Annotated in this window: 17 protein-coding genes; 11 read left to right on the forward strand and 6 right to left on the reverse strand. The window is 72.5% G+C overall.

Translation table 11 applies throughout. From position 1 onward, the window contains the following. Window positions 1-759: 759 nt before the first annotated feature. Both ACWEGE_RS00480 and ACWEGE_RS00485 read left to right on the forward strand, forming a co-directional pair. Entirely contained in the window at window positions 760-1,347 is a 588-nt protein-coding gene (locus ACWEGE_RS00480) for a hypothetical protein (RefSeq protein ID WP_449658301.1), read from the forward strand. Window positions 1,348-1,436: 89 nt separating this feature from the next. Next, window positions 1,437-2,111 carry an HNH endonuclease family protein gene (locus ACWEGE_RS00485; protein ID WP_449658302.1) on the forward strand — a complete coding sequence of 225 codons (675 nt, stop codon included), beginning with the start codon at window positions 1,437-1,439 and terminating at the stop codon, window positions 2,109-2,111. Here the strand turns inward: ACWEGE_RS00485 and ACWEGE_RS00490 are convergent. Next, on the reverse strand, window positions 2,108-2,851 hold the full coding sequence (locus tag ACWEGE_RS00490; RefSeq protein ID WP_449658303.1) for a fructosamine kinase family protein: 744 nt from the start codon (window positions 2,849-2,851) through the stop codon (window positions 2,108-2,110). The two genes, ACWEGE_RS00485 and ACWEGE_RS00490, sit on opposite strands and share 4 nt — an antisense overlap. 54 nt (window positions 2,852-2,905) lie before the next feature. Between ACWEGE_RS00490 and ACWEGE_RS00495 the strand changes: the two genes are divergently transcribed. Beyond that, window positions 2,906-3,262 carry an MmcQ/YjbR family DNA-binding protein gene (locus ACWEGE_RS00495; RefSeq protein ID WP_449658304.1) on the forward strand — a complete coding sequence of 119 codons (357 nt, stop codon included), beginning with the start codon at window positions 2,906-2,908 and terminating at the stop codon, window positions 3,260-3,262. Here the strand turns inward: ACWEGE_RS00495 and ACWEGE_RS00500 are convergent. Both ACWEGE_RS00500 and ACWEGE_RS00505 read right to left on the reverse strand, forming a co-directional pair. Next, entirely contained in the window at window positions 3,187-4,017 is an 831-nt protein-coding gene (locus ACWEGE_RS00500) for a GNAT family N-acetyltransferase (RefSeq protein WP_449658305.1), read from the reverse strand. The two genes, ACWEGE_RS00495 and ACWEGE_RS00500, sit on opposite strands and share 76 nt — an antisense overlap. 76 nt (window positions 4,018-4,093) lie before the next feature. Continuing rightward, the gene (locus ACWEGE_RS00505) at window positions 4,094-6,166 is read right to left on the reverse strand and encodes a putative Ig domain-containing protein (protein WP_449658674.1); all 2,073 of its coding nucleotides are present in this window, start codon (window positions 6,164-6,166) and stop codon (window positions 4,094-4,096) included. A gap of 207 nt (window positions 6,167-6,373) precedes the next feature. Between ACWEGE_RS00505 and ACWEGE_RS00510 the strand changes: the two genes are divergently transcribed. Then, window positions 6,374-7,576 carry a phospholipase D-like domain-containing protein gene (locus ACWEGE_RS00510; RefSeq protein ID WP_449658306.1) on the forward strand — a complete coding sequence of 401 codons (1,203 nt, stop codon included), beginning with the start codon at window positions 6,374-6,376 and terminating at the stop codon, window positions 7,574-7,576. Here ACWEGE_RS00510 and ACWEGE_RS00515 read toward each other — a convergent pair. After that, window positions 7,573-10,551: a BTAD domain-containing putative transcriptional regulator gene (locus ACWEGE_RS00515; RefSeq protein WP_449658307.1), complete on the reverse strand. Its 2,979-nt coding sequence runs from the start codon at window positions 10,549-10,551 to the stop codon at window positions 7,573-7,575. The two genes, ACWEGE_RS00510 and ACWEGE_RS00515, sit on opposite strands and share 4 nt — an antisense overlap. Before the next feature lie 315 nt (window positions 10,552-10,866). Between ACWEGE_RS00515 and ACWEGE_RS00520 the strand changes: the two genes are divergently transcribed. Continuing rightward, window positions 10,867-11,229: a DUF488 domain-containing protein gene (locus ACWEGE_RS00520; protein WP_449658308.1), complete on the forward strand. Its 363-nt coding sequence runs from the start codon at window positions 10,867-10,869 to the stop codon at window positions 11,227-11,229. Between the two features lie 110 nt (window positions 11,230-11,339). On the opposite strand, the gene ACWEGE_RS00525 is transcribed toward ACWEGE_RS00520, so the two are convergent. Both ACWEGE_RS00525 and ACWEGE_RS00530 read right to left on the reverse strand, forming a co-directional pair. Beyond that, on the reverse strand, window positions 11,340-13,670 hold the full coding sequence (locus ACWEGE_RS00525) for a glycoside hydrolase family 2 protein (RefSeq protein ID WP_449658309.1): 2,331 nt from the start codon (window positions 13,668-13,670) through the stop codon (window positions 11,340-11,342). A gap of 76 nt (window positions 13,671-13,746) precedes the next feature. Next, window positions 13,747-14,793 (reverse strand): LacI family DNA-binding transcriptional regulator, encoded by a 1,047-nt coding sequence (locus ACWEGE_RS00530; protein WP_449658310.1) that lies wholly within the window; start codon window positions 14,791-14,793, stop codon window positions 13,747-13,749. A 150-nt stretch (window positions 14,794-14,943) separates the two neighbouring features. On the opposite strand from ACWEGE_RS00530, the gene ACWEGE_RS00535 reads away from it, so the two are divergent. From ACWEGE_RS00535 to rhaI, 6 genes are read left to right on the forward strand one after another with little or no spacing between them, the layout of a single operon-like run. Continuing rightward, entirely contained in the window at window positions 14,944-16,461 is a 1,518-nt protein-coding gene (locus ACWEGE_RS00535) for a sugar ABC transporter ATP-binding protein (protein WP_449658311.1), read from the forward strand. 20 nt (window positions 16,462-16,481) lie between these two features. Next, window positions 16,482-17,498, forward strand: a complete 1,017-nt coding sequence (locus ACWEGE_RS00540) for an ABC transporter permease (protein ID WP_449658312.1) — start codon at window positions 16,482-16,484, stop codon at window positions 17,496-17,498. Continuing rightward, window positions 17,491-18,480, forward strand: coding sequence for an ABC transporter permease (locus tag ACWEGE_RS00545; protein ID WP_449658313.1), 990 nt, complete (start codon window positions 17,491-17,493; stop codon window positions 18,478-18,480). Before ACWEGE_RS00540 ends, ACWEGE_RS00545 begins: the two co-directional genes overlap by 8 nt. A 5-nt stretch (window positions 18,481-18,485) precedes the next feature. Then, window positions 18,486-19,547, forward strand: coding sequence for a rhamnose ABC transporter substrate-binding protein (gene rhaS / locus ACWEGE_RS00550; protein WP_449658314.1), 1,062 nt, complete (start codon window positions 18,486-18,488; stop codon window positions 19,545-19,547). Next, window positions 19,547-19,882, forward strand: a complete 336-nt coding sequence (locus tag ACWEGE_RS00555; protein ID WP_449658315.1) for an L-rhamnose mutarotase — start codon at window positions 19,547-19,549, stop codon at window positions 19,880-19,882. The genes rhaS and ACWEGE_RS00555 overlap by 1 nt, the downstream gene beginning before the upstream one ends. Further along, complete coding sequence (gene rhaI, locus ACWEGE_RS00560) at window positions 19,879-21,054, forward strand: L-rhamnose isomerase (RefSeq protein ID WP_449658316.1); 1,176 nt, start codon at window positions 19,879-19,881, stop codon at window positions 21,052-21,054. Before ACWEGE_RS00555 ends, rhaI begins: the two co-directional genes overlap by 4 nt. Window positions 21,055-21,056 lie beyond the last annotated feature (2 nt).

Genomic DNA, 21,056 nt, shown 5'->3' on the forward strand with positions numbered 1-21,056 from the left:
GGCCCGGGCCCGCAGCACCTCACGGGGCTGGCGCTGGCCGGGATCACCCTGCAGAGCCGCCTGGGGCCGCGCCGGGTGGACGCGCTGGTGTTCACGAGGAGCGGAGTGGTGGTGATCGCGGCCCACGAACCCGGCCCGGCGGAGTGGCCGGGCCCGGGTGACCGAACGGGCGCCGCGGTGGCGGCGGCGAGGGGCGCACTGGCCGGCCACGAAGGCGGCCGGCACGTGACGGGCCTGGTCGCGGTGGTCCCTCCGGCGGAGGCGCGGCGGAGCGGACCGGCCGCGGCCGAACGGGAGCTACGGCTGGGCGAGTGGGCGGCGGTCCGACAGGCAGACGAGCTCGAGGCGGCGGGTGGCTCGCTGCCGGGTGGGCCGGTGGAGGCCGCGCGGGCAGGTGGCCCGGAGGTGGATGGGCGGCCGGCGGGGGCCGGGCCGGCGGAGAGGCCGCAGGCAGCCGCGCCTGGGGTAGCGGGCGGCTCGCTGCCGGGTGGGCGGATGGAGGCCCCAAAGGCAGGCGGCTCGGAGGTGGATGGGCGAGGGGCGGCGCCGGCGGAGGGCCCGCAGGCAGCCTGGTCCGAGGTGGATGGGCGAGCGGTGGTGGCCGAGCCGGCGGAGAGCCTGCAGGCGGGTGGCTCAGAGGTGGCTGGGCGCCCGGCGGGGGCCGGGCCGGCGGAGAGGCCGCAGGCAGCCGCGCCTGGGGTAGCGGGCGGCTCGCTGCCGGGTGGGCGGATGGAGGCCCCAAAGGCAAGCGGCTCGCAGGTGGATGGGCGAGGGGCGGCGCTGGCGGAGGGCCCGCAGGCGGCCGGGTCCGAGGGGGATGGGCGAAGGGCGGAAACCGAGCCCGCGGAGCGACCGCAGCCAGGCGCGCCGGCGCCGAACGGCCGGGAACCCGCCGCGCAAGCCGTCCGCTGGCCCGACCCGCACCCGGTGCCCGGCGTCGCCGTCGTGCTCGCCGATCCGCGGGGGCTTCGGCGGATCATCGCCCAGCACAACCGGTGGCGGACCGTCTGGTCCGCCGACGACGTTCTCGACGCCTGTTACGCCCTCTCCCTCGCGCACCTCGCCCCGCCCCGGGCCGCCCTCATCGCCGAGGGGTTCCCCGCGCGGCTTCCCGTGCTCGACCGGCTGCCCGAACTGCCCGCCGTCGTCCCCGTGCTCCCGGAACCGCCGGCGCCGGTCGCCGAAGACGAGCCCGTCGCGTGGACGCCGTCGGCGCGAGGGGCCGTCTTCCCGCGCCAGCGGCCGATCCGGCTGGTCCCCTGGACCCTGCTCCTCGTACTGACCCTGCTCGTCGCCGCCGGGGTGGTGGCCGCCGTGTTCGTCGGGCAGGTCTTCCACGGATCTTGACCCGTTCGGATCGCGTCAACTAGGCCATCTGCACCGTTTCCCCGACGCGTTCGCTGGGCACCTCCCGGTCGACGTGAAAGGGGTTCACGATGCCGCGCACCCGAGCGCTTGTCCTTCTCGCCGTCCTCGCGGGTTCGTCCCTCGCCGGTTGCAAGCTCGCCGACGAGCTGTCGTCGGGAGCCGGAGCCGGACCCGTGACGCAGGCCCCCGGCACGGTCGCCGCACCGCGGATCGCGCCCGCGGAGGCGCGCACCGAGCTCGCGGCCCTGCAGATCGCCGTGCGCGGCACCATGGACGGCTACAGCCGCGACGAGTTCCCGCACTGGGACAAGGTCGACGCGAACTGCGACGTCCGCGAAGAGGTCCTGAAGCGAGACGGCCAGGACGTCAAGACCGACGACCGGTGCGCCGTGAAGTCCGGCACCTGGGTCAGCCCCTACGACGGCGAAACCTGGCACAAGGCGTCCGATGTGGACATCGACCACATGGTCCCGCTCGGGCAGGCCTGGATCAGTGGCGCGAAGAGCTGGACGCGGGAACGCCGCGAGCAGTTCGCGAACGACCTCGTCCGCCCGCAGCTGAAGGCCGTCACCGACAACCTCAACGAACAGAAGAGCGACAAGGCCCCGGACGCGTGGAAGCCGCCGCTCGTGTCGTACTGGTGCGCCTACGCCACCGACTGGATCGTCGTGAAGCACGACTACGGCCTGACCATCACCGTCCCGGAGAAGACGGCGCTGGAGTCGATGCTGCAGCGCTGCTAGAACGAACGGGCCGCCGCCACGGCCTGCCCGGCGTAGGACTGTCCGAACAGGACCGTGTGCACCAGCAGCGGGAACAGCTGGTGCAGGCCGATCCGCTCGCGCCAGCCGTCCGCCAGCGGCGTCGCCTCGTCGTAGGCGGCGACGACAGTTTCGAGGTGCGGGCAGCCGAACAGGTGCAGCATCGCCAGGTCCGTCTCGCGGTGCCCGCCGTGGGCGGCCGGGTCGATCAGCCACACCTGGTGCCCGTCCCACAGGACGTTGCCGTTCCAGAGGTCGCCGTGCAGCCGCGCGGGCGGCTCGGCCGACGCCGGGATCCGGCCGCACGCCCGTTCGAACAACGCCGACTCGGCCGGGCCGAACGTGCCCGCGTCCACCGCCAGCCGGACGTAGGGCAGCACGCGGTCGGCCGCGTACCAGGACGCCCAGTCACCGGCCGGGACGTTGGTCATCGGCGCCCGGCCGATCCACGCCTCGGCCGGTCCGCCCGGCGGCGGTGCGCCGAACGCCGGGGCGCCGGCGGCGTGCAGCCCGGCCAGCCCGCGGCCGAACCGTTCCGCCGCCGGGGCGGACGGGCGCCCGGCGGGGACGCGGTCGATGACGAGCCGGTCGTCGTCGGCGCGGTGGATGGCCGGCACCGGCACGGTGCCCGCTGCGGCCAGCCAGCGCAGCCCGGCGGCCTCGGCGGCGGTCGCACCGGGGGCGTGCCCCCGCTTGACGACCACGTCTGCGGACTCGCTCATGTCCCGCACGGTACCGGCGCGCTACGGTGGTCGCCGGAGACACGGGGAGCGGGTGTGGTGGTGCGGGTCCAGGAGTTCGAGCGGGTCCTGAAGACGCTGGCGGAGGTCCAGCGGTCGGAGGCGCGCGACTACTCGTCGTTCAGCGTGCGCGGCAAGCGGTTCGGCTACTTCTGGCCGCGGACCCGGACCGTCGGTCTCAAGCAGGAGATTTCCGAGCAGCTCGCGCTGGTCTCGGAACGCCCGGACGTCTTCGAGGTCCAGTTCACCGCCGGCGGGTTCGGCTGGGTGGTCGTCCACCTCGACGGCATCGACGCCGACGAGCTCGCCGAACTCCTTTACGAGGCCTGGCGGCTCTCCGCCCCCGAGGAGCTCGCCGCCGAAGTCCCCTTCACCAGGATCGCCCGCGCGTAGAGCAGGTCGAACCCCTGCCGCTGCACGTTCTGGTGCGACTTCGACCCCGGCTGCGTGGTGACGACGGCGAGGTCGCACCCGGCTTCGGCGGCGGCCGCGAGCCGGGCCCGCAGCAGCGCGGTCTGGACGCCGCGGCGCCGGTGCGACGGCAGCGTCGCCGCGCCGCTGAACTGCGCGATCCCGCCGGTGACGCGGAAGCTCGCGCCGCCGGCGAACTCGCCGTCCCGTTCCGCGAGGTAGCGCCGCACCCCGGCCATGTCCCGCAGGGCGTTCACGAGCAGCTCGCGGGGGAACTCTTCGTGCGAGGGCAGGCCTTGCTCGTCGGCCACGGCGGACGCTTCGGCCACCGCGGACAGCCAGGTCTCCAGCTCGTCGTCCCGGCAGGCGCGGACGCCGGCCGGGAAGTCGACGGCACCGATCCGCCGCCCGAGCACGTTCTCGTAGGACTCGAGCCGGTAGCCGCGCTCGGTGAAGAACGCACCCGCACCGGCCTCGGCCAGCTGCGAAAGCTCGACCTGCACCGGCGCGCCCAGCTCGGCGAACGCCGCCTCCACCTCGTCGAGCTCCGCGGGGCTCGGCAGCCCGCCGAACCCAAGCCCGGCGACCTTGGTGAACGGCGAGTCCGGCTCGGCGAAGGTCGCGACACCCCCGGCGAGCCGGCGGGTGAAGCCGGGACCGTCCCCGAGCCGCTGCCGGGTGGCCGCGGCGCACGCCGCGACGAACTCCGCGTTGGCGCGTTCGATGCGCGCCGCCAAGCCGACATCACAGAAAAGCCGTTCCCCGTCCACGTCCCCACAGTGGCGGACGCGGACGGGGAACTCCAACCGGTTTTCAGCCCTCCACGCGGTGCGAAGCCCAGAACGACGTCAGGTCGGTCGACCCGGCCGCCGCCTGTGCCGCGGCCTTGAACTCCGCCGTGGTCGACACGCCGTACCAGTGCGACTGGGCGTACGACTTCAGCAGGTTCGCCATCGCCGTGTCGCCGATCAGCCGCCGCAGGTCGTGCAGGGTGCACTTGCCGTAGTTGTAGACCACCGTGGAGTACCGCGACGAATGCGCGTCCCAGTAGGCCATCGAGTTGGTCAGCTTCTCCGCGCTCGACTGCCACGTGATGCCGCAGCCGCTGCCGGTGATGCCGCGGTAGAGGTCGGTGGCGTAGTCGGTGAAGCTCTCGTCCAGCCACGGCGAGTTGTACTCGTCGTCGCCGACGATCCCGTAGAACCACTGGTGCGCGAGCTCGTGCGGCAGGGCCACGTTCGACACCAGATCCATCACGAAGCCCGGGTACTCCATGCCGCCGAACCAGAAGTTGTTGTCCAGCACCACGTCCACCTCACCGTACGGGTAGTCGCCGAAGCGGCCCGAGTGGACGTCGATCGAGTCGGCGGCCAGCGTCAGCATCTGGTTGGCGCTGCTCGTGGAGATCCCGCTGACCGAGTAGACGTTGACCCGCACGCCCTTGCCGGACGTCGTGGCGATCTTCGCGAACGGCCCGGCGGCCCAGGCGAAGTCACGCACCTTCGGCGCCACCGCGTGCGTGGTGGTCGTGCTGCCGCTGGTGGTCTCGGTCGACGTCCCCGTGGCCGGGGTCAGCAGCGACGTCGGGTGCACCAGGGTGACGTCGAAGTCGCTGATCACCGTGTAGAACGACTCGCCGTTGTTGGTGTACGGGTCGAGGTGCCAGCCCGCGCCGTCGCGGACCGCGAGCACCGGCAGCGCGTTGCCGATCATGTTGAACGCGCCGTCGTGGCCGAACCGGTCGGCGCCGCTCGGCACGACGATGCTCAGGTCGAACCCGACGGTTGCCGACTGGCCCTGGGCCAGCGGCGTGGGCAGCGTGATCTTCATGGCCGTGCAGTTCACGCTCAGCGCGGACGCCGTGCCACCGGTGACGTTCGTGACGGTGATCGGCGTGCTCGGGCAGCTGCCGTGGTAGTTGTCCCAGAGCCGCAGGTAGACCTCGGGCAGCGCGGTCGCCGAGCCGTTGGTGAAGCTGACGCTCTGGTGCCCGGTCCAGGTGTCGCCCGCGGTGTTCGAGGTCAGGCTCACCGTGTAGGCGGGGTTGATCGGCGTGCGCGTCGAGTCCGCCGGGGCGGCCGAGATCGTCCAGGTGAAGGTGGCGCTCCCGCTGTTGCCGGCGGGGTCCTTCGCCGTCACGGTCACCGAGGACGTGCCCGCGGTGGTCGGCGTGCCGGTGATCTTGCCCGTGCTCGCGCCGATCGCGAGACCGGCGGGCAGGCCGGTGGCGCTGTAGGTGAGTGCGTCGCCTTGCGGGTCGCTCGCCTGGATCTGCAGCGACGCGGCCTGGCCGACGGCGCCGGTCTGGGCGCCCGGCGAGGTGACCACCGGCGACTGCGGGTTGCTCGTCCCGGTCGTGGTCAGCGAGAAGTCGTCGAGGAGGAAGTTGGTGGCCAGGCTGGCGTCCTCGGTGCCGGTGACCTTCAGCGTCACGGTCTGGCCGAGGTAGCGCGAGACGTCCACGGTGCGCTGGACGTAGCCGGTGTTCTTGTCGAGGTTGGAGTAGCTCGCGAGGGTGTCGGAACCCGCCTGCACCACCAGCTTGTCGTAGGCGGTGGTGGTCGAGGTCTCCTTGGTGTCGATGTGCGTCCACCACGAGAGCGTCGCCGACGCGCAGCCGGCGGGCAGCGCCAGCGACTGCGACAGGGTGTCGGTGTGGGTGCTGCCGTAGCCGTCCAGCCAGGCGTCCATCGTCCCGCTGTGCGCGGGCTCGGCCGTGGTGGCCGCGGAGATGACGCCGCTGGTCTGGGTCCACGGCGTGGTGCCGCTTTCGAACCCGCCGTTGCCGACGATCTGGTCGCCGCAGACCGCGGCGGCCTCGGCCGGCGTGGCGACGGCGACGGTGCCCAGCAGGCCGATGGCCACGCCGAGCACGGCAGGAAGCACCCTCGATCTCATGGAGGTCGTCCTTTCCCGGCTCCACCCGTGGGAGCCAGGAGAAGCGTCCCCTTCGGTCCGGATGGGCGGAACCCGCCATGAGTCGGGTTCCGCCTGCCCGAGCGCCCTTTTCGTCGTGTATGCGCGGCAACGTCCGGGTGTACGGATCTTGTACGGGTCCTTGCGAGCCTGGGGTCATCCGACAGGGAGGACGACATGGCCCCGAAGTTCAAGGCGCTCACCGTGGCCGTCGGCGCGCTGCTCGCGCTGGCCGGCGGCGGGGTGGCGCACGCGGCGACGGCGGTGGCCGCCGACGCCACCGGCATGGAAGCGATCTTCAACAACCCGCCCGAGAACGGCGACCGCGACCACTCGATCGAAACGCGGCTGGTCGAGCTGACCAACGGCACCCCGGCCGGTGCGGAGATCCACATCTCCCTCTTCAGCTGGACCCGGCCGGCGCTCGCCGAGGCGGTCAAGGCGGCGCAGGCCAGGGGCGTCAAGGTGCGGATCGCGCTCGACGGTGCGGCGGACGACGACCCCGCCAACACCGCCATGCCGATCCTCAAGTCCGCGGGGCTCACCCAGCTGGTCTTCTGCGGCACCGGCGGCGACAACACCGGCTGCATCGCCCACGACGGCAGCCCGCACTCGATCAACCACGACAAGCTGTGGATGTTTTCCGAGACCGAGGGCAAGAAGGACGTCGTCGTCATCGGCTCGTACAACCTGACCACCGTGCAGGGCAACATGTTCAACAACGCGCTGCTCACCTACGGCGACCCGGACCTGTACGGCTTCTACGTCGGCCACATGCAGAAGATGCTGGCGCAGAAGAAGAACAACGACTACTTCGACACCGCCGGCTACCACAAGACACTGACCACCATGGTCACCAGCTACCTCTCGCCGCGCGCCGACTCCCACGGCGGAGCCTCGGAGGAGTTCGCCACCGACACGTGGGCGCAGCTGCTGAAGTACATCACCAAGTACGAGGCGGGCTGCTCGCTCAACGTCGTGCAGGCCAACATCGCCGACTCGCGCACCCCGGTGGTCGACGAGCTGGTCCGCATCGCGAAGCTGGGCTGCAAGGTCCGGATCGTCTACGACGACCTGGGCACGGCGGCGCTGACCGCGCTCAAGGGCAAGGCGAACGTGACGCTCAAGAAGTTCAACACGACCGTGAACGACCGCGAGATCACCGTGCACTCGAAGTACATGCTCTACACGGGCAACTACAGCGAGAAGGCCGGCCGCCAGCTCGTCTTCACCGGCTCGCACAACATCTCCGGTGCGGCCCTGCGCGACAACGACGAGATCCTGATCAAGGTGGAGAACGCGGCGATCAGCGCGGCTTACCAGGACAACTTCGCCACCATCCTGGCCCGCGCGAAGTGCACGGCCCCGGCGGTCTGCTAGGCCGGCTTCGCCAGAACGGCCGCCGCCCGGGTTTCCAACGGCCGGTAGCCCGCCTGCGCGGCCAGTTTGCCCGCGGCTTCGCCGTGGGTGCGCGCCGCTTCGGCGTCACCCGCGGCGAGCGCCGCTTCGGCGAGACCGGTCAGGGCCGCGGCTTCGCACCACGTGAAGCTCGTTTCGCGGGCGATGTCCAGCGCGGCCGTGAAGTGCGGGACCGCCTCCGCCGGGCGGTCGAGCCGGAGACAGGTCTCGCCGAGCGAGGCCAGTGCCGACGCCTCGGTGCCGCGGTCGCCGATGCGGCGGGTCAGCTCCACCGCTTCGGCCGCGTCGGCCAGGGCCCGGGTGCCGTCACCCGTCCGGGCCTCCATGACCGCGCGGCCGGACAGCGCCGCCGCTTCGCCGTACTGGTACCCGAGTTCCCGGTTGGCGGTCAGGGCTCGCTCGTAGAACTCGGCCGCGACGGCGTTGCCGAGATCGCGGTGGACGTGGCCGAGGTCGACCAGCAGCACGGCGACGCTGAACCGCGCGCCGTCGCGTTCGGCGATGTCCAGCGCGCGGCCGAAGTGGCCGAGCGCGGCGTCGAAGTCGCCGACCTGGCCGCAGGCGAACCCGAGGTTGGCCAGTGCCATCGTGATGCCCGGCATGGCGGTTTCTTCGCACAGCCGCAACGCTTCCAGGCCGCACGCGATCGCCTCGTGCGCGTCGCCGAGGCGCTGGAGCACGGCGCTGAGGTTGTTGAGCGCCGCGGCCCGCCCGGCGGGCCACTCGGCGGCCAGCCCGTCGTTCAGCACCGTCGTCAGGTGGGTGCGGGCTTCGGCGTAGCGGCCGCTGTTGACCCCGGCGAGCGCGATGGACAGCCGCATCGCCGCCTGCGCCTGCCGGTCGCCGCCGGCCTGGGCGGCGGTCAGCGCCGTGGTGGCCGTGTCGATCCACTCGGTGTGGTGGCCGCGGTGGTGGAAGAACGCCCGCAGCGCGTCGGCCAGGTGCCAGGCGTACTCGCGGGGACCGTGCGCCGCCGCGTGCTCGACGGCGGCGGCGAGGTTCGGCCACTCCGTGTCCAGCCAGGCCAGCGCCGCTTCGGTGCCTTCGAACGGCTGCTCCGGTTCGGGCCGGGGCAGCCGGAGGAAGTGGGGGATCAGCAGGCGGCCCGCCGCGTCGGCCGTCGCGAGGTAGTGGTCGAACAGCCGCCGCCGTGCCGCGTCCGCGTCGGCGGCGGGGTCGTCGGCCGCGACCCGCCCGCCGGCGTAGCTGCGCAGCAGGTCGTGGAAGCGGTAGCGGCCCGGCAGGTGCCGTTCGACGAGGTTGGCCGCGGCGAGGGCCTTGAGCTGACGGCCGGCCTGGGCGTCGGCGACCGCGGCGAGCCGCGCGGCCACCGGCGCGGTGAACGTCTGGCCCGGGACCAGCGCGAGCCGCCGGAACAGCAGGCGGTGCTCGGCAGGCAGGGCCCGGTACGACACGGAGAACGCCGTCGTGACGGCGCTTTCTTCGGCGCCGTCGACGCTCAGCCCGGCGAGCGGGTCACCGTCGGCGAGTTCCCGGGCCAGCTCGGCGATGCCGGAGACTTCGCCGGCGCCGAGGTTCGCCGCGGCGAGCCGCAGCGCGAGCGGGAGGTGCCCGCACAGCCGGGCGAGCTCGGCCGCCGCGGCCGGTTCCGCGGCGACCGCGGGCGGCCCCAGCACGGCTTCCAGCAGCTGCCGGGAGTCCTCGGCGGGCAGCACCGACAGCGGCACCGCCCGAGCGCCGGTGCGGGCGATCAGGTCGCCGAGCCGCTGGCGGCTGGTGACCAGGATCGTGCCGGACGGCGGCAGGAGCGGCGTCACCTGGGCGCTGTCGCGGGCGTTGTCGAGCAGGACCAGGACCCGGCGGTCGGCCAGCAGCGAGCGCCAGAGCGCCGTGCGGCCGTCCGGGTCCGGCGGGATCGCGCGCGGGTCGGTGCCGAGCGCCCGCAGCAGCTGCGCGGCCGCGACGGCCGGGGTGAGCGGCTCGTGGTCCGGGTCGAACCCGCGCAGGTCGAGGTAGAGCTGGCCGTCACCGAACCGGCCGCGGACGCGGTGCGCCCAGCGGACGGCGAGCGCGGTCTTGCCGACCCCCGCCGTGCCGGTGACCACGCGGATGTCCGCACCGGACCCGGGGTCCGCCGGTTCGTCCAGCCGGGCCAGCTCGGCGGCGCGGCCGGTGAAACCGCGGACGTCGTGGGGCAGCTGGGCCGGGAGCACCGGTTCGGGCGGCGGCTCCGGCGCGGCGTCGAGAGCCGGGTCGGCGGCGAGGATCGCGGCCTCGAGCCGGACCAGCTCCGGCGCGGGGTCGAGCCCGAGCTCGGTGACGAGCCGGGCGCGCAGGCCGCGGAAGGCGGCGAGGGCGGCGTCGGTGCGGCCCTCGCGGTGCAGGGCGAGCATGAGCTGGCCGACGAACCGCTGCCGGAGCGGGTGCGCGGCGACCAGCGTCGTCAGCTCGGCGAGCAGGTCGCGGCCGCGGCCGAGCCGCAGCTGCGCGTCGATGCGGTCTTCCAGCGCGCTCCAGCGAGCTTCGTTCAGCCCGGCGAGCAGGACGCCGGCGACGTCGGCGGTGGCCGCGCCGGCCAGTGCGTCGCCCCGCCACAGCGCGAGGGCCTCGTCGAACAGTTCGACGGCGGTCTCGTCGGCGGCCGCGCGGGCCCGGCGGACGAGGGCGGTGAAGCGGTGGGCGTCGATCGCGTCCGGGTCGGCGCGCAGGACGTACCCGTGGCCTTCGGTGACGAGTTCGGGACCGCCCGCGGCGCGGAACACCGCACGCAGCCGCGAGACCAGCGCCTGGACGGTGTTGCGCGCGCTGGCCGGCGGATCGTCGGGCCAGAGCAGGTCGACGAGGTTCTCGACGGTGACCGGGCGCGGGGTCTCCAGGAGCAGGACGGCGAGGACCAGGCGCTGCTTGCGGGAGCCGAGATCGACCGGGTCGCCGTCCGCCGTCGCCTCGACGGCGCCGAGGACGCGGAACTCCACCCGGTCACCCCCTTCACCCGTTCGTGGCGTGCAAGCGTACTGCAAGTGTGCTGCAGCACCGGTCCGCCATCCTGGCGGGGCTGCCGGGCACGCTCCCGACGTTGTCCGCAGCCGGCGCGTGCGACGGTCCGGGCACCGGCGGATTCGGCTGCCGTTGTCCACAGGCGGCACGAGCTGGGGGTAGGACCACCACGGCGATCCCTCCACGGTCGCCGTGGTGGCCCTTGCGCCGGTGCCTGCCCGGGGCAGCTTCCGCCCGGGGCGGCTGCTGCGTTTCCGGTGGCGGCCGGCGTCGGCCCGACGCAGAATGCGCGCATGCAGCCGACGGTCGTCCGGGTGGCGCGCCTGGCCGACCCGCCCGGGCCCGCCGACGGCACCCGCGTGCTCGTCGAACGGCTCTGGCCCCGCGGCACCGCCCGCACGGCGGTGGTCCTCGACGGCTGGTACCGCGGCCTGGCCCCGTCCGACGAGCTGCGCACCTGGTACGGCCACGACCCCGAGCGGTTCGCGGAGTTCGCCGAGCGCTACCGCGCGGAACTGCGCGAGCCCGATCGCGTCGCGGCGCTGACCCGGCTGCGCGAGCTGGCCGGCGACGGCCCGGTGACCCTCCTGACGGCGAGCGGATCCCCGTCGATCAGCCAGGCGGCCGTGCTGGCGGCGGTGCTCACCGAGCACTGAAACCGCCATCCGACCCCCTGGGTACGCGTGTCGTCCGTCCAGGAACGCGAGTCGTCCATCGAGGTACGCGTGTCGTCCATCGAGGTACGTGTGTCGTCCGGACGCCCGGTTCAGGAACGGGCCGCGTTCGTCGTCACCCGCACGGTCGCCGTCGCCGAGCCGAGGGTTTCGTGGCGGGCCGTCAGCACCAACGTGCCCGGCGGGCCCGCGAACGGCCGCAGCCAGACCGCCGCGGCCCCGCCCGTGGCGCCGAAGTCCACCGCCGGATCGCCGACCAGCTCGCCCGGGCCGGTCAGGGCGAGCCGCACCACGCCCGCCGTCCCCGCGCGCAGTGTCCCGAAGCGGTCCACCGCCGCCACCACCACGCGGGTGGCGTCGCCGCCGTCGGCCCGCAGTTCCGGGTCGTCGGGCACGCAGCTGAGCACGTCCAGCCCGCGGTCGCCGCTGAAGCGCCTGCTGACCACCAGCCGCCCGGCCACGTAGCCGTCGATGCGCAGCTCCGGCCGCCGCCCCTTCGGCACGACGACGTCGGCCGCGAACGGCGGGTACCGCAGGTGCGGGAACTCGGCGCGCCGGCTGCGCGCCTCGCCCGCCGGCCGGTCGTCGAGGAACAGCAGGAGGCGCTCGCAGTTGGACCAGATCGTCGCGCCCGGCCCCGGCCCGGACGGCTGGGCCGTGAAGTCCCAGGCGAAGCCGGGCTCGGCCACCACCCGCACCCGCGGGTCGACCTGCGAGGCGTAGAAGGCCGCGGCCGGCTTGGGGATCCGGAAGATGTCCGACACCCCGGCGTACTTCGACCCGTCGACCGACCGCTGCCAGCCCGACGGGTAGTCGAACGCGCACCAGGCGAGCAGCCCGCAGTAGTGGTCGTCGGCCGCGGCGAGGTCGTGGGCCCTGGCGTGCAGCTCCGCCTGCTGCTGGCGGACGCCCGGGGCGTCGGCGCGGCGGTACGCGCGTGCCCCGGCGAGCGTGCCGATCGTCTCCGTCACCAGGTACGGCACCCCCGGCCGCGGCGGACGCAGCCGGAAGGGCGTGCCGCGCCGGGCGGTGTAGTCGTTGTAGGCGAGGATTTCGACGTCGGTGCCGGCGAACCGGCCGAGCGTGCTGCTGGCCAGCGCGCCGCTGGTCGGCCGGGACGGGTCGAGCTGCCGGGCGAGCCGTCCCGTCCGCTCGTACAGCGCCGTGGTGCCGTTGGCCTCGTTCACCCGCGTGCCCCAGACGACGATGCTCGGGTGGTTGCGGTCGCGCACCACCATCCCCTCGACGTCCGCCAGGTTCCGCCGCTGCCAGGCGTCGTCCCCGACGTGCCCCCAGCCCGGGATCTCCTCCCACACCAGCAGGCCCAGCTCGTCGCAGGCGTCGAGGAAGGCACTGGACTGCGGGTAGTGCGAGCAGCGGACCATCGTGCAGTTCAGCTCGCGGCGCAGGATCTCGGCGTCACGCCGCTGCACGCGGTCCGGCAGCGCGCCGCCGGCGAACGGGTACCACTGGTGGCGGTTGAGACCGAACAGCTTGAGCCGCCGTCCGTTGAGGAAGAAGCCCTCCGTGGTGAACCGCGCGTCGCGGAACCCGACCCGCACCACCCGCTGGTCCAGGGCGTGCTTACCGGACTCGACCGTCACCACGACCTCGCAGAGGGCGGGATCCTCGACGTCCCAGAGCTGTACCGCGCCGAGCCCGCCGACGTCGAATTCGACGGTGGTGCCCCGCACCGGCGCGGCACCGCGGGCGAGTTCGCGGCCCGCTTGGCGCACCGACGCGGTCACCTGCCCGGCGACGGGCCCGTCGAGCGTGCAGGTCAGGTGCAGCGACCGGCCGGGGGAGAGGACGTCGACGGGCCGGGCGAAGACGTCGGCCAGCCGGACCCGGGGCACCGCGCCGACCGTGGCCGGGCGGTAGATCCCGGCCGGCTGGTAGAAGTCGATCACCGACGGCCCCGCGCCGCGCGGCAGGTTGGGCGGGACGTCCAGCGCCCACCGCCCGTCGACGACCACGGCGAGCACGTTGTCGCCCGCCACCACGTCCGGCAGCTCCACCTCGAAGGGCAGGTAGCCGCCTTCGTGGGTGGCGACCAAGGTGCCGTTCAGGTGCACCTCGGCGTTCGTCATGACGCCGTCGAAGCGGGCGGTGTGGCGTTCGGCCACCGACGCGGTGAAGTGCTTGCGGTAGACCCAGCGGTCCTGCCAGGACGCCGGGTTCCACCCGGTCCACGAAAGCGGTGTCACGCAATGGGGGAGCTGCACCGGTGAGAGGTCGATTTCGTCGAAGCCGAGGTCGGTGCAGCCGTCGTCGAACCGCCCGAACAGCCAGAAATCGCCCAGCCGCACCGCATCCGGCCCGGGCGCCGCGTGCCCGGCCGACCCGGCGACGACGCCGAGCAACGCGGCGGTGCCGGCGGCCAGGAACCCGCGCCGCGACAGCCGAGGATGCGAGTCGGCCATCTACGACCTCCGTGCTCGGGCTCACCCGGGATATCGCCGGTGCACGGTAAGACGTCACAAACGATCAGCGGGTTGCTCAGCGCAGGGTCGAAGCGCGCACCACCAGCTCCGGCGTGAACACGACTTTCCGGTGTTCGTGGCCGGTTTCGGACGCTTCCGCCAGCAGCAGCTCCACCGCGGTGCGGCCGAGCAGCCGCCGGGGCTGGCGGACCGAGGTCAGGGGCACCGCGGCCGCCGCGGCGAACTCGATGTCGTCGTAGCCCACGATCGCCAGGTCGTCCGGCACGCTCATGCGGAGGTTCGCGCACGTCTGGAGGAGGCCGAGGGCGACCAGGTCGTTGGCGCAGAACGCCGCCGTCGGGCGCACCGACGCCGGCCGCCCGGCCAGCCGCTCGCCCGCACCGCGGCCGTCGGCCACGGTCAGCGCCGTCGTCGTCAGGTCGACCAGGTGGTCCGGGCCGAGCCCCGCGGCTTCCAGCGCGCGCAACGCGCCGAGGCGGCGGTCGCGGACCTGGCCGACGCTCGTGTGGTTGCCGATGAAGGCGATCCGCTCGTGGCCCTGCTCGACCAGGTGCCGCACGGCGATCTCGCCGCCGTAGACGTCGTCGACGGCTACCGAGCAGTGCGTCGTGCCTTCGGGCGTGCGGTCGACGACCACCACCGGCGTGCCGCGGCGGGCGATCTCGCCCAGCAGCGGGGCGTCCGGGTCGACCGGCGTGATGAGGATGCCCTGCACGCGCTGCTGTTCGAGGCGTCCGAGGTAGACCTCTTCGCGCGACGGGCGGTGCGCGCTGTTGCAGAGGAACAGCGACAGGCCGTCCTCGCCCGCAGCGTCGGCGGCGTCCTCCATGCCGGCCGCGACGTCGGTGAAGAACGGGTTGCTGCCGTCGAGCATCACGTAGGCCAGCACCCGGCTGCGCCCCGCCCGCAGCTGCCGCGCGGACTCGTTGCGCACGAACCGGAGCTCGGCCATCGCGGCCTCGACCCTGGCCCGCGTCGCGGGGCTGACCCGGCCGGGCCGGTTGAGCACATTGGACACCGTGCCGAGGGAGACGCCGGCGGCCGCCGCCACTTCCTTCATGCCCGCCGCGCGTGGCTCGGTGCCCGGCTCCCTGATCACCATCCGTACCCCTCGTTGAAACGTAACATCACCGCGCATGAGCTGGTGAAGATGCCGTTTGGCCAAGCCTGTGTCGATGCATTGACTTCTCGTTCCGCCGCATAGTAGCTTCACCGCACCAGATTTGTGAAACCTTTCAATCCGGAGGTCGCGATGACGCGCCCACGCCCGGGCCGGGCCCCTCTGCTGGAGGTGCGCGGCGTGACGAAGTCGTTCGGCGCCGTCGCGGCCGTTGCCGGTGTGAGTTTCGGGCTGTCCGCCGGAGAGGCCCACGCGCTGGTGGGGGAGAACGGCGCGGGCAAGTCGACGATCGTCAAGATGCTGGCCGGGGTGCACAAGCCCGACGACGGCACGCTGCTGCTGGACGGCGAACCGGTCGAGTTCGGCTCGCCCGCCGACGCGAAGGCGGCCGGCATCGCGGTCATCTACCAGGAGCCGACGCTGTTCCCGGACCTGAGCGTCGCGGAGAACATCGTGATGGGCCGCCACCCGCGCAAGAGCCTCGGCCGGATCGACCGGGCGGCGATCCGCGCCGAGGCCGAGCGCCTGTTCACCCGCCTCGGCGTCCGGATCGACCCCGCCCGGCCCGCCAGGGGTTTGTCGATCGCCGACCAGCAGATCGTCGAGATCGCCAAGGCGCTCGGCGCCGACGCCCGGGTCCTCGTCATGGACGAGCCGACCGCCGCCCTGACGCAGATCGAGGTCGAGCGGCTCTTCAGCGTCGCCCGCGCGCTGCGCCAGGAAGGCGCGGCGATCATGTTCATCTCCCACCGCTTCGAGGAGATCACCGAGCTCTGCCAGCGCGTGACGATCATGCGCGACGGCAAGCACGTCTCCACCGACGCCCTCGAGGACGTCACCGTCGAGGAGATGGTGAAGCGGATGGTCGGCCGCGACCTCGACGCGCTGTTCCCCAAGCAGGACGCGGAACCCGGTGTGGTCGTGCTGGAGGTCGAGGGCCTGGCCCGCGAGGGTGTGTTCCGCGACATCTCCTTCTCCGTGCGCGCGGGCGAAATCGTCGCGTTCGCCGGGCTGGTCGGGTCCGGCCGTTCCGAGGTCGTCCAGGCCGTCTTCGGCGTCGACGAACGGGACGCCGGAGTCGTGAAGGTGAGCGGCAAGAAGCTCAAGCCGCACTCGTCGCGGGCCGCGATGGCCGCCGGGATGGCGCTGGTCCCCGAGGACCGGCGCCAGCAGGGCCTGATCATGGACCTCTCGATCGAGCGGAACGTGACGCTGCCGCGCTCGCGTGCCCTGTCCAAACTCGGCTTCCTGACCGGCGCGAGCGAACGCCGGGAAGCCCGGCACTGGACGGAACGGCTGCGCACCAAGTACCGGCGGCTCGGCGACCCCGTCGGCACGCTTTCGGGCGGCAACCAGCAGAAGGTCGTGCTGGCCAAGTGGCTGGCGATGGCGCCGAAGGTGCTGATCGTGGACGAGCCGACCCGCGGCATCGACGTCGGCACCAAGGCCGAGGTCCACCGGCTGATGTCGTCGCTGGCCGCCGAGGGCGTCGCGATCGTGATGGTGTCCTCGGAACTGCCGGAGGTGCTGGGCATGGCCGACCGCGTGCTGGTGATGCGGGAGGGCCGGATCGTGGCCGAGCTCCCGCGCGCCGAGGCGACCGAGGACTCGGTCATGTTCGCCGCGATGGGGCAGGGGGCCGCCGCGTGACCGCGACCGAGGAGGCGCCCGTGACCTCGCCACCGGCCGTCCACTCCGGACGTTCGTGGTCCGCGAACCTGCTGAAGGCGCGCGAATCCGGCATCGTGCTCGCCCTGATCGTGCTGGTCGCCTTCACCGCGACGCAGAACTCCCGGTTCCTGTCCGGGCAGAGCATTCGCGACATCCTGCTCGGCACGGCGATCCTGGCGGTGCTCGCCGTCGGGCAGGCCATCGTGATGATCACCCGCAACATCGACCTCTCGGTCGGTTCGGTGCTCGGCCTGTCGGCGTTCGCCGTGGGCACGTTGATGAAGGACCACCCGGGCCTGCCGGTGCTCGTCGCGATCCTGGCCGGGCTGGCCGTCGGCGCGGTGTGCGGGCTGGTCAACGGCGTCCTGGTGCGCTTCGGCCAGGTGCCCGCGCTGGTCGTCACGCTCGGCACCCTCTACGCCTACCGCGGCGTCAGCTACTTCTGGGCCGGTGGCCGGCAGATCAACGCCGACAAGCTGCCGGTGTCCTTCCTGGACTTCGGCACCGCCTCGGTGCTCGGTGTGCCGTGGCTGGTCCTGATCGCGGTGCTGGTCCTGGTCGCGGCCGGGATCGTGCTGCGCAGCTACCCGGCCGGCCGTGAGCTGTACGCGATGGGGTCGAGCCCACAGGCGGCGCGGCTGGCCGGTATCCGGGTCGGCCGCAACACGAGCGCGGCGTTCCTGGTCAGCGGCGCGCTGGCGGGGCTGGCCGGGGTGCTGTTCGCCGCCCGGTTCGGCACCGTGGACGCGGCCGCCGGCACCGGCTACGAGCTCAACGTCGTCGCCGCGGCCGTGGTCGGCGGGGTGGCGGTGTTCGGCGGCAGCGGCTCGGTCTGGGGTGCGGGCCTCGGCGCGCTGCTGCTGACCGTCATCGGCAGCGCCCTCGCCGTGCTCGACATCAACCAGTTCTGGCAGCAGGCGATCGTCGGGGCGCTCATCCTGCTGGCCATCGGCGCCGACCGGCTGGTCGCCGTCCGGGTCGCGAAGGCATTGAAGAAGAGGGATTCCCATGTCTGAACGGGGAAGCCGGCTGCTCGGCTGGGACGCCGCCGTCGTGCTCGTCACGGTGATCGTCCTGGTCGTCGCCTCCGGCGCCGTCGAGAACTTCGGCACCAGCCGCAACTTCACCTTCCTGCTGCTCGACCTGCTCCCGATCGCGCTGGTCGCGCTGCCGATGACGTTCGTCATCGTCACCGGCGAGATCGACCTCTCCGTGGCGAGCACGCTCGGCCTGACGTCGGCGGTGATGGGCTCGCTGTGGGACGCCGGGCTGACGATCGAGACGATCATCCCGCTCTGCATCGTGCTCGGCGCGGTCCTCGGCGCGCTGAACGGCTTCTTCGTCACCGTGCTGAAGCTGCCGTCCCTCGCGGTCACGATCGGCACGCTCGCCCTCTACCGCGGTCTCGCGTTCGTGGTGCTGGGCGACGGCGCGGTCGCCGACTTCCCGCGGGCCTACACGAGCTGGGTCACCGGCACGATCGGCGACGGCCCGATCCCGAACGTGCTGATCCCGCTGGTCGTCGTCGCGCTGATCTTCGGCGTCGTGCTGCACGCGACCCCGATCGGCCGCGGCGTTTTCGCCGCCGGGGCGGGCGAGCAGGCGGCCCGGTTCGCCGGCATCCGCACCGGACGCCTCAAGTTCTGGCTGTACGTCGTGAGCGGCGCGGTCGCGGGCCTCGCCGGGGTGCTGTGGACGCTGCGGTATTCCAGCGCCCGCGCCGACAACGGGTTCGGCCTCGAACTGGCCGTCGTGGCCGCCGTGCTGCTCGGCGGCGTGTCCATCTTCGGCGGGAAGGGCACGCTGCCCGGCGTGCTGGCCGGGGTGGTCCTGCTGGCGACCCTGCAGAACGCGCTGCGCCTGCAGGACGTGTCGAACGAGGCGCTCAACATCGTGACCGGCGTGCTCCTGATCGTGTCGGTCCTGCTCCCCAACATCGTGACTTCGGCCCGCACGGCAGTGCGTCGCCGTCGGCAAGCGGTAACTCCGGAAAGGTGACGAAGATGTCCCGACGGTTCCTCACAGGCGCAGTGTCGGCCGGGCTGGTGCTGGTCCTCGCCGCGTGCAGCGGCACGACCAAGAACGACAACGCCGGTTCCGGCGGCCAGCAGTCCACCGCCGCGGCGAACCCGAACGCCGCGGCGAAGGAGGGCGTCAAGATGGCGTTCCTGCCCAAGCAGCTCAACAACCCCTACAGCGACATCGAGGTCAGCGGCGGCAAGGAGGCCCTCGGCGAGCTGAAGGGCGAGTACAAGCTGGTCGGGCCGAACGACGCCAGCGCGTCGTCGCAGGTCAGCTACATCAACACGCTGATCCAGCAGCAGCAGGACGTCATCGGCATCGCCGCGAACGACCCGAACGCCGTGTGCCCGTCGCTCAACCAGGCCCGCAGTGCCGGCATCAAGGTCGTCGCGTTCGACTCCGACGCGGCGAAGGATTGCCGCGACGTCTTCATCAACCAGGCGACGACGCAGGGCATCGGCGAGGCGCTGGCCAAGCAGGCCAAGGACCTCTCCGGTGGGTCCGGTGAGGTCGCGGTCCTGTCCGCGACGCCGAACGCGACCAACCAGAACGCCTGGATCGACGTGTTCAAGAAGGAGCTGGCCAAGCCGGAGTACGCGAGCCTGAAGCTGGACAAGGTCGCCTACGGCAACGACGACGACCAGAAGTCGTTCCAGGAGGCCCAGGGTCTGCTGCAGTCGTTCCCGAACCTCAAGGTGATCGTCGCGCCGACCACGGTCGGCATCGCGGCCGCCGCCCGGTACGTCAGCTCGTCGAGCTACAAGGGCAAGGTCGCGGTGACCGGCCTGGGCACGCCGAACCAGATGCGCGCCTTCGTCAAGGACGGCTCGGTCAAGCAGTTCGCGCTGTGGAACCCGGCCGACATCGGCTACCTCGCCGCCTACGCCGGTGTGGCGCTGAAGTCCGGCCAGATCACCGGCAAGACGGGCGAGAAGTTCAAGGCGGGCAAGCTCGGCGAGTACACGATCGGCGAGAACGGCGAGATCGTGCTCGGCCCGCCGACGACGTTCGACGCGAACAACATCGACAAGTTCAACTTCTGATGCCCCGGTACTGCTTCTGCCTCCAGGTGAAGCCCGACCGGAAAGCCGCGTACGCCGAGCGGCACCGGGCGGTGTGGCCCGAGCTGCGGCAGGCCCTGCACGACACCGGCTGGCGCAACTATTCGCTGTTCCTCCGCGACGACGGCCTGCTGATCGGGTACGTCGAGGCGGACGACCTCGAAGCCGCGCGGGCCGCCATGGCGAAGACCGACGTCAACGCCCGCTGGCAGGCGGAGATGGCGGAGTTCTTCACCGGCCTGGACGGCGGTCCGCCGGACGAAGGGTTCCAGCTGCTCGACGAGGTCTTCCACCTCGACGTCCGGAAAGGACAGTGATCGCCGTGAGCGACTTGACGGCCGTGAAACAGGCCTTGCGGGCGCAGCGCATCGAGACGCCGTCGTGGGCGTACGCGAATTCGGGCACCCGGTTCAAGGTGTTCCCGCAGCCGGGTGTCCCGCGCACGCCCGAAGAGAAGATCGCCGACGCGGCGATGGTGCACAAGCTCACCGGGGTGGCGCCGAGCGTGGCGCTGCACATCCCGTGGGACCGCGTGGACGACTACGGTGCCTTGACCGCGTACGCGCGGGACCTCGGCGTCGAGATCGGCGCCATCAACACCAACGTCTTCCAGGACGAGGACTACAAGCTCGGCTCGGTGACCAACCCGGACGCGGGCATCCGCCGCAAGGCGACCGACCACCTCCTGGAAGCCGTCGACATCATGGACGCGACCGGCTCGCGCGACCTGAAGCTGTGGTTCTCCGACGGCATCAACTACCCGGGCCAGGACGACATCCGGGACCGGCAGGACCGGTTGGCGGCGGCGCTTCGCGAGACCTACGAGCGGCTCGGGGACCACCAGCGGATGCTGCTGGAGTACAAGCTGTTCGAGCCGGCGTTCTACGCGACGGACGTCCCGGACTGGGGGACGTCCTACGCCCACTGCGTCGAGCTGGGGGAGCGGGCCACGGTGTGCATCGACACCGGCCACCACGCGCCGGGGACGAACATCGAGTTCATCGTGGCGTTCCTGCTGCGGGCCGGGAAGCTGGGCGCGTTCGACTTCAACTCGCGCTTCTACGCCGACGACGACCTGATGGTCGGGGCGGCGGACCCGTTCCAGCTGTTCCGGATCATGTACGAGATCGTCCGCGGCGACGCACTGGATCCGGCCTACGGCATCGCCTTCATGCTCGACCAGTGCCACAACATCGAGGCGAAGATCCCGGCGATCATCCGGTCGGTGATGAACGTCCAGGAAGCGACGGCGAAGGCGCTGCTGGTCGATCGCCCCGCACTGCGGGCGGCTCAGCAGGCGGGTGACGTGCTCGGCGCGAACGCCGTGCTGATGGACGCCTACAACACCGACGTCCGGCCGCTGCTGGCCGAGCTGCGCACCGAGGCCGGGCTCGACCCGGACCCGATCGCGGCCTACCACCGCAGCGGGTATCAGGAGCGGATCGTGGCCGAGCGCGCCGGCGGCACGCAGGCCGGATGGGGAGCATGACG

The sequence above is a fragment of the Amycolatopsis sp. NPDC004747 genome (assembly GCF_053601335.1).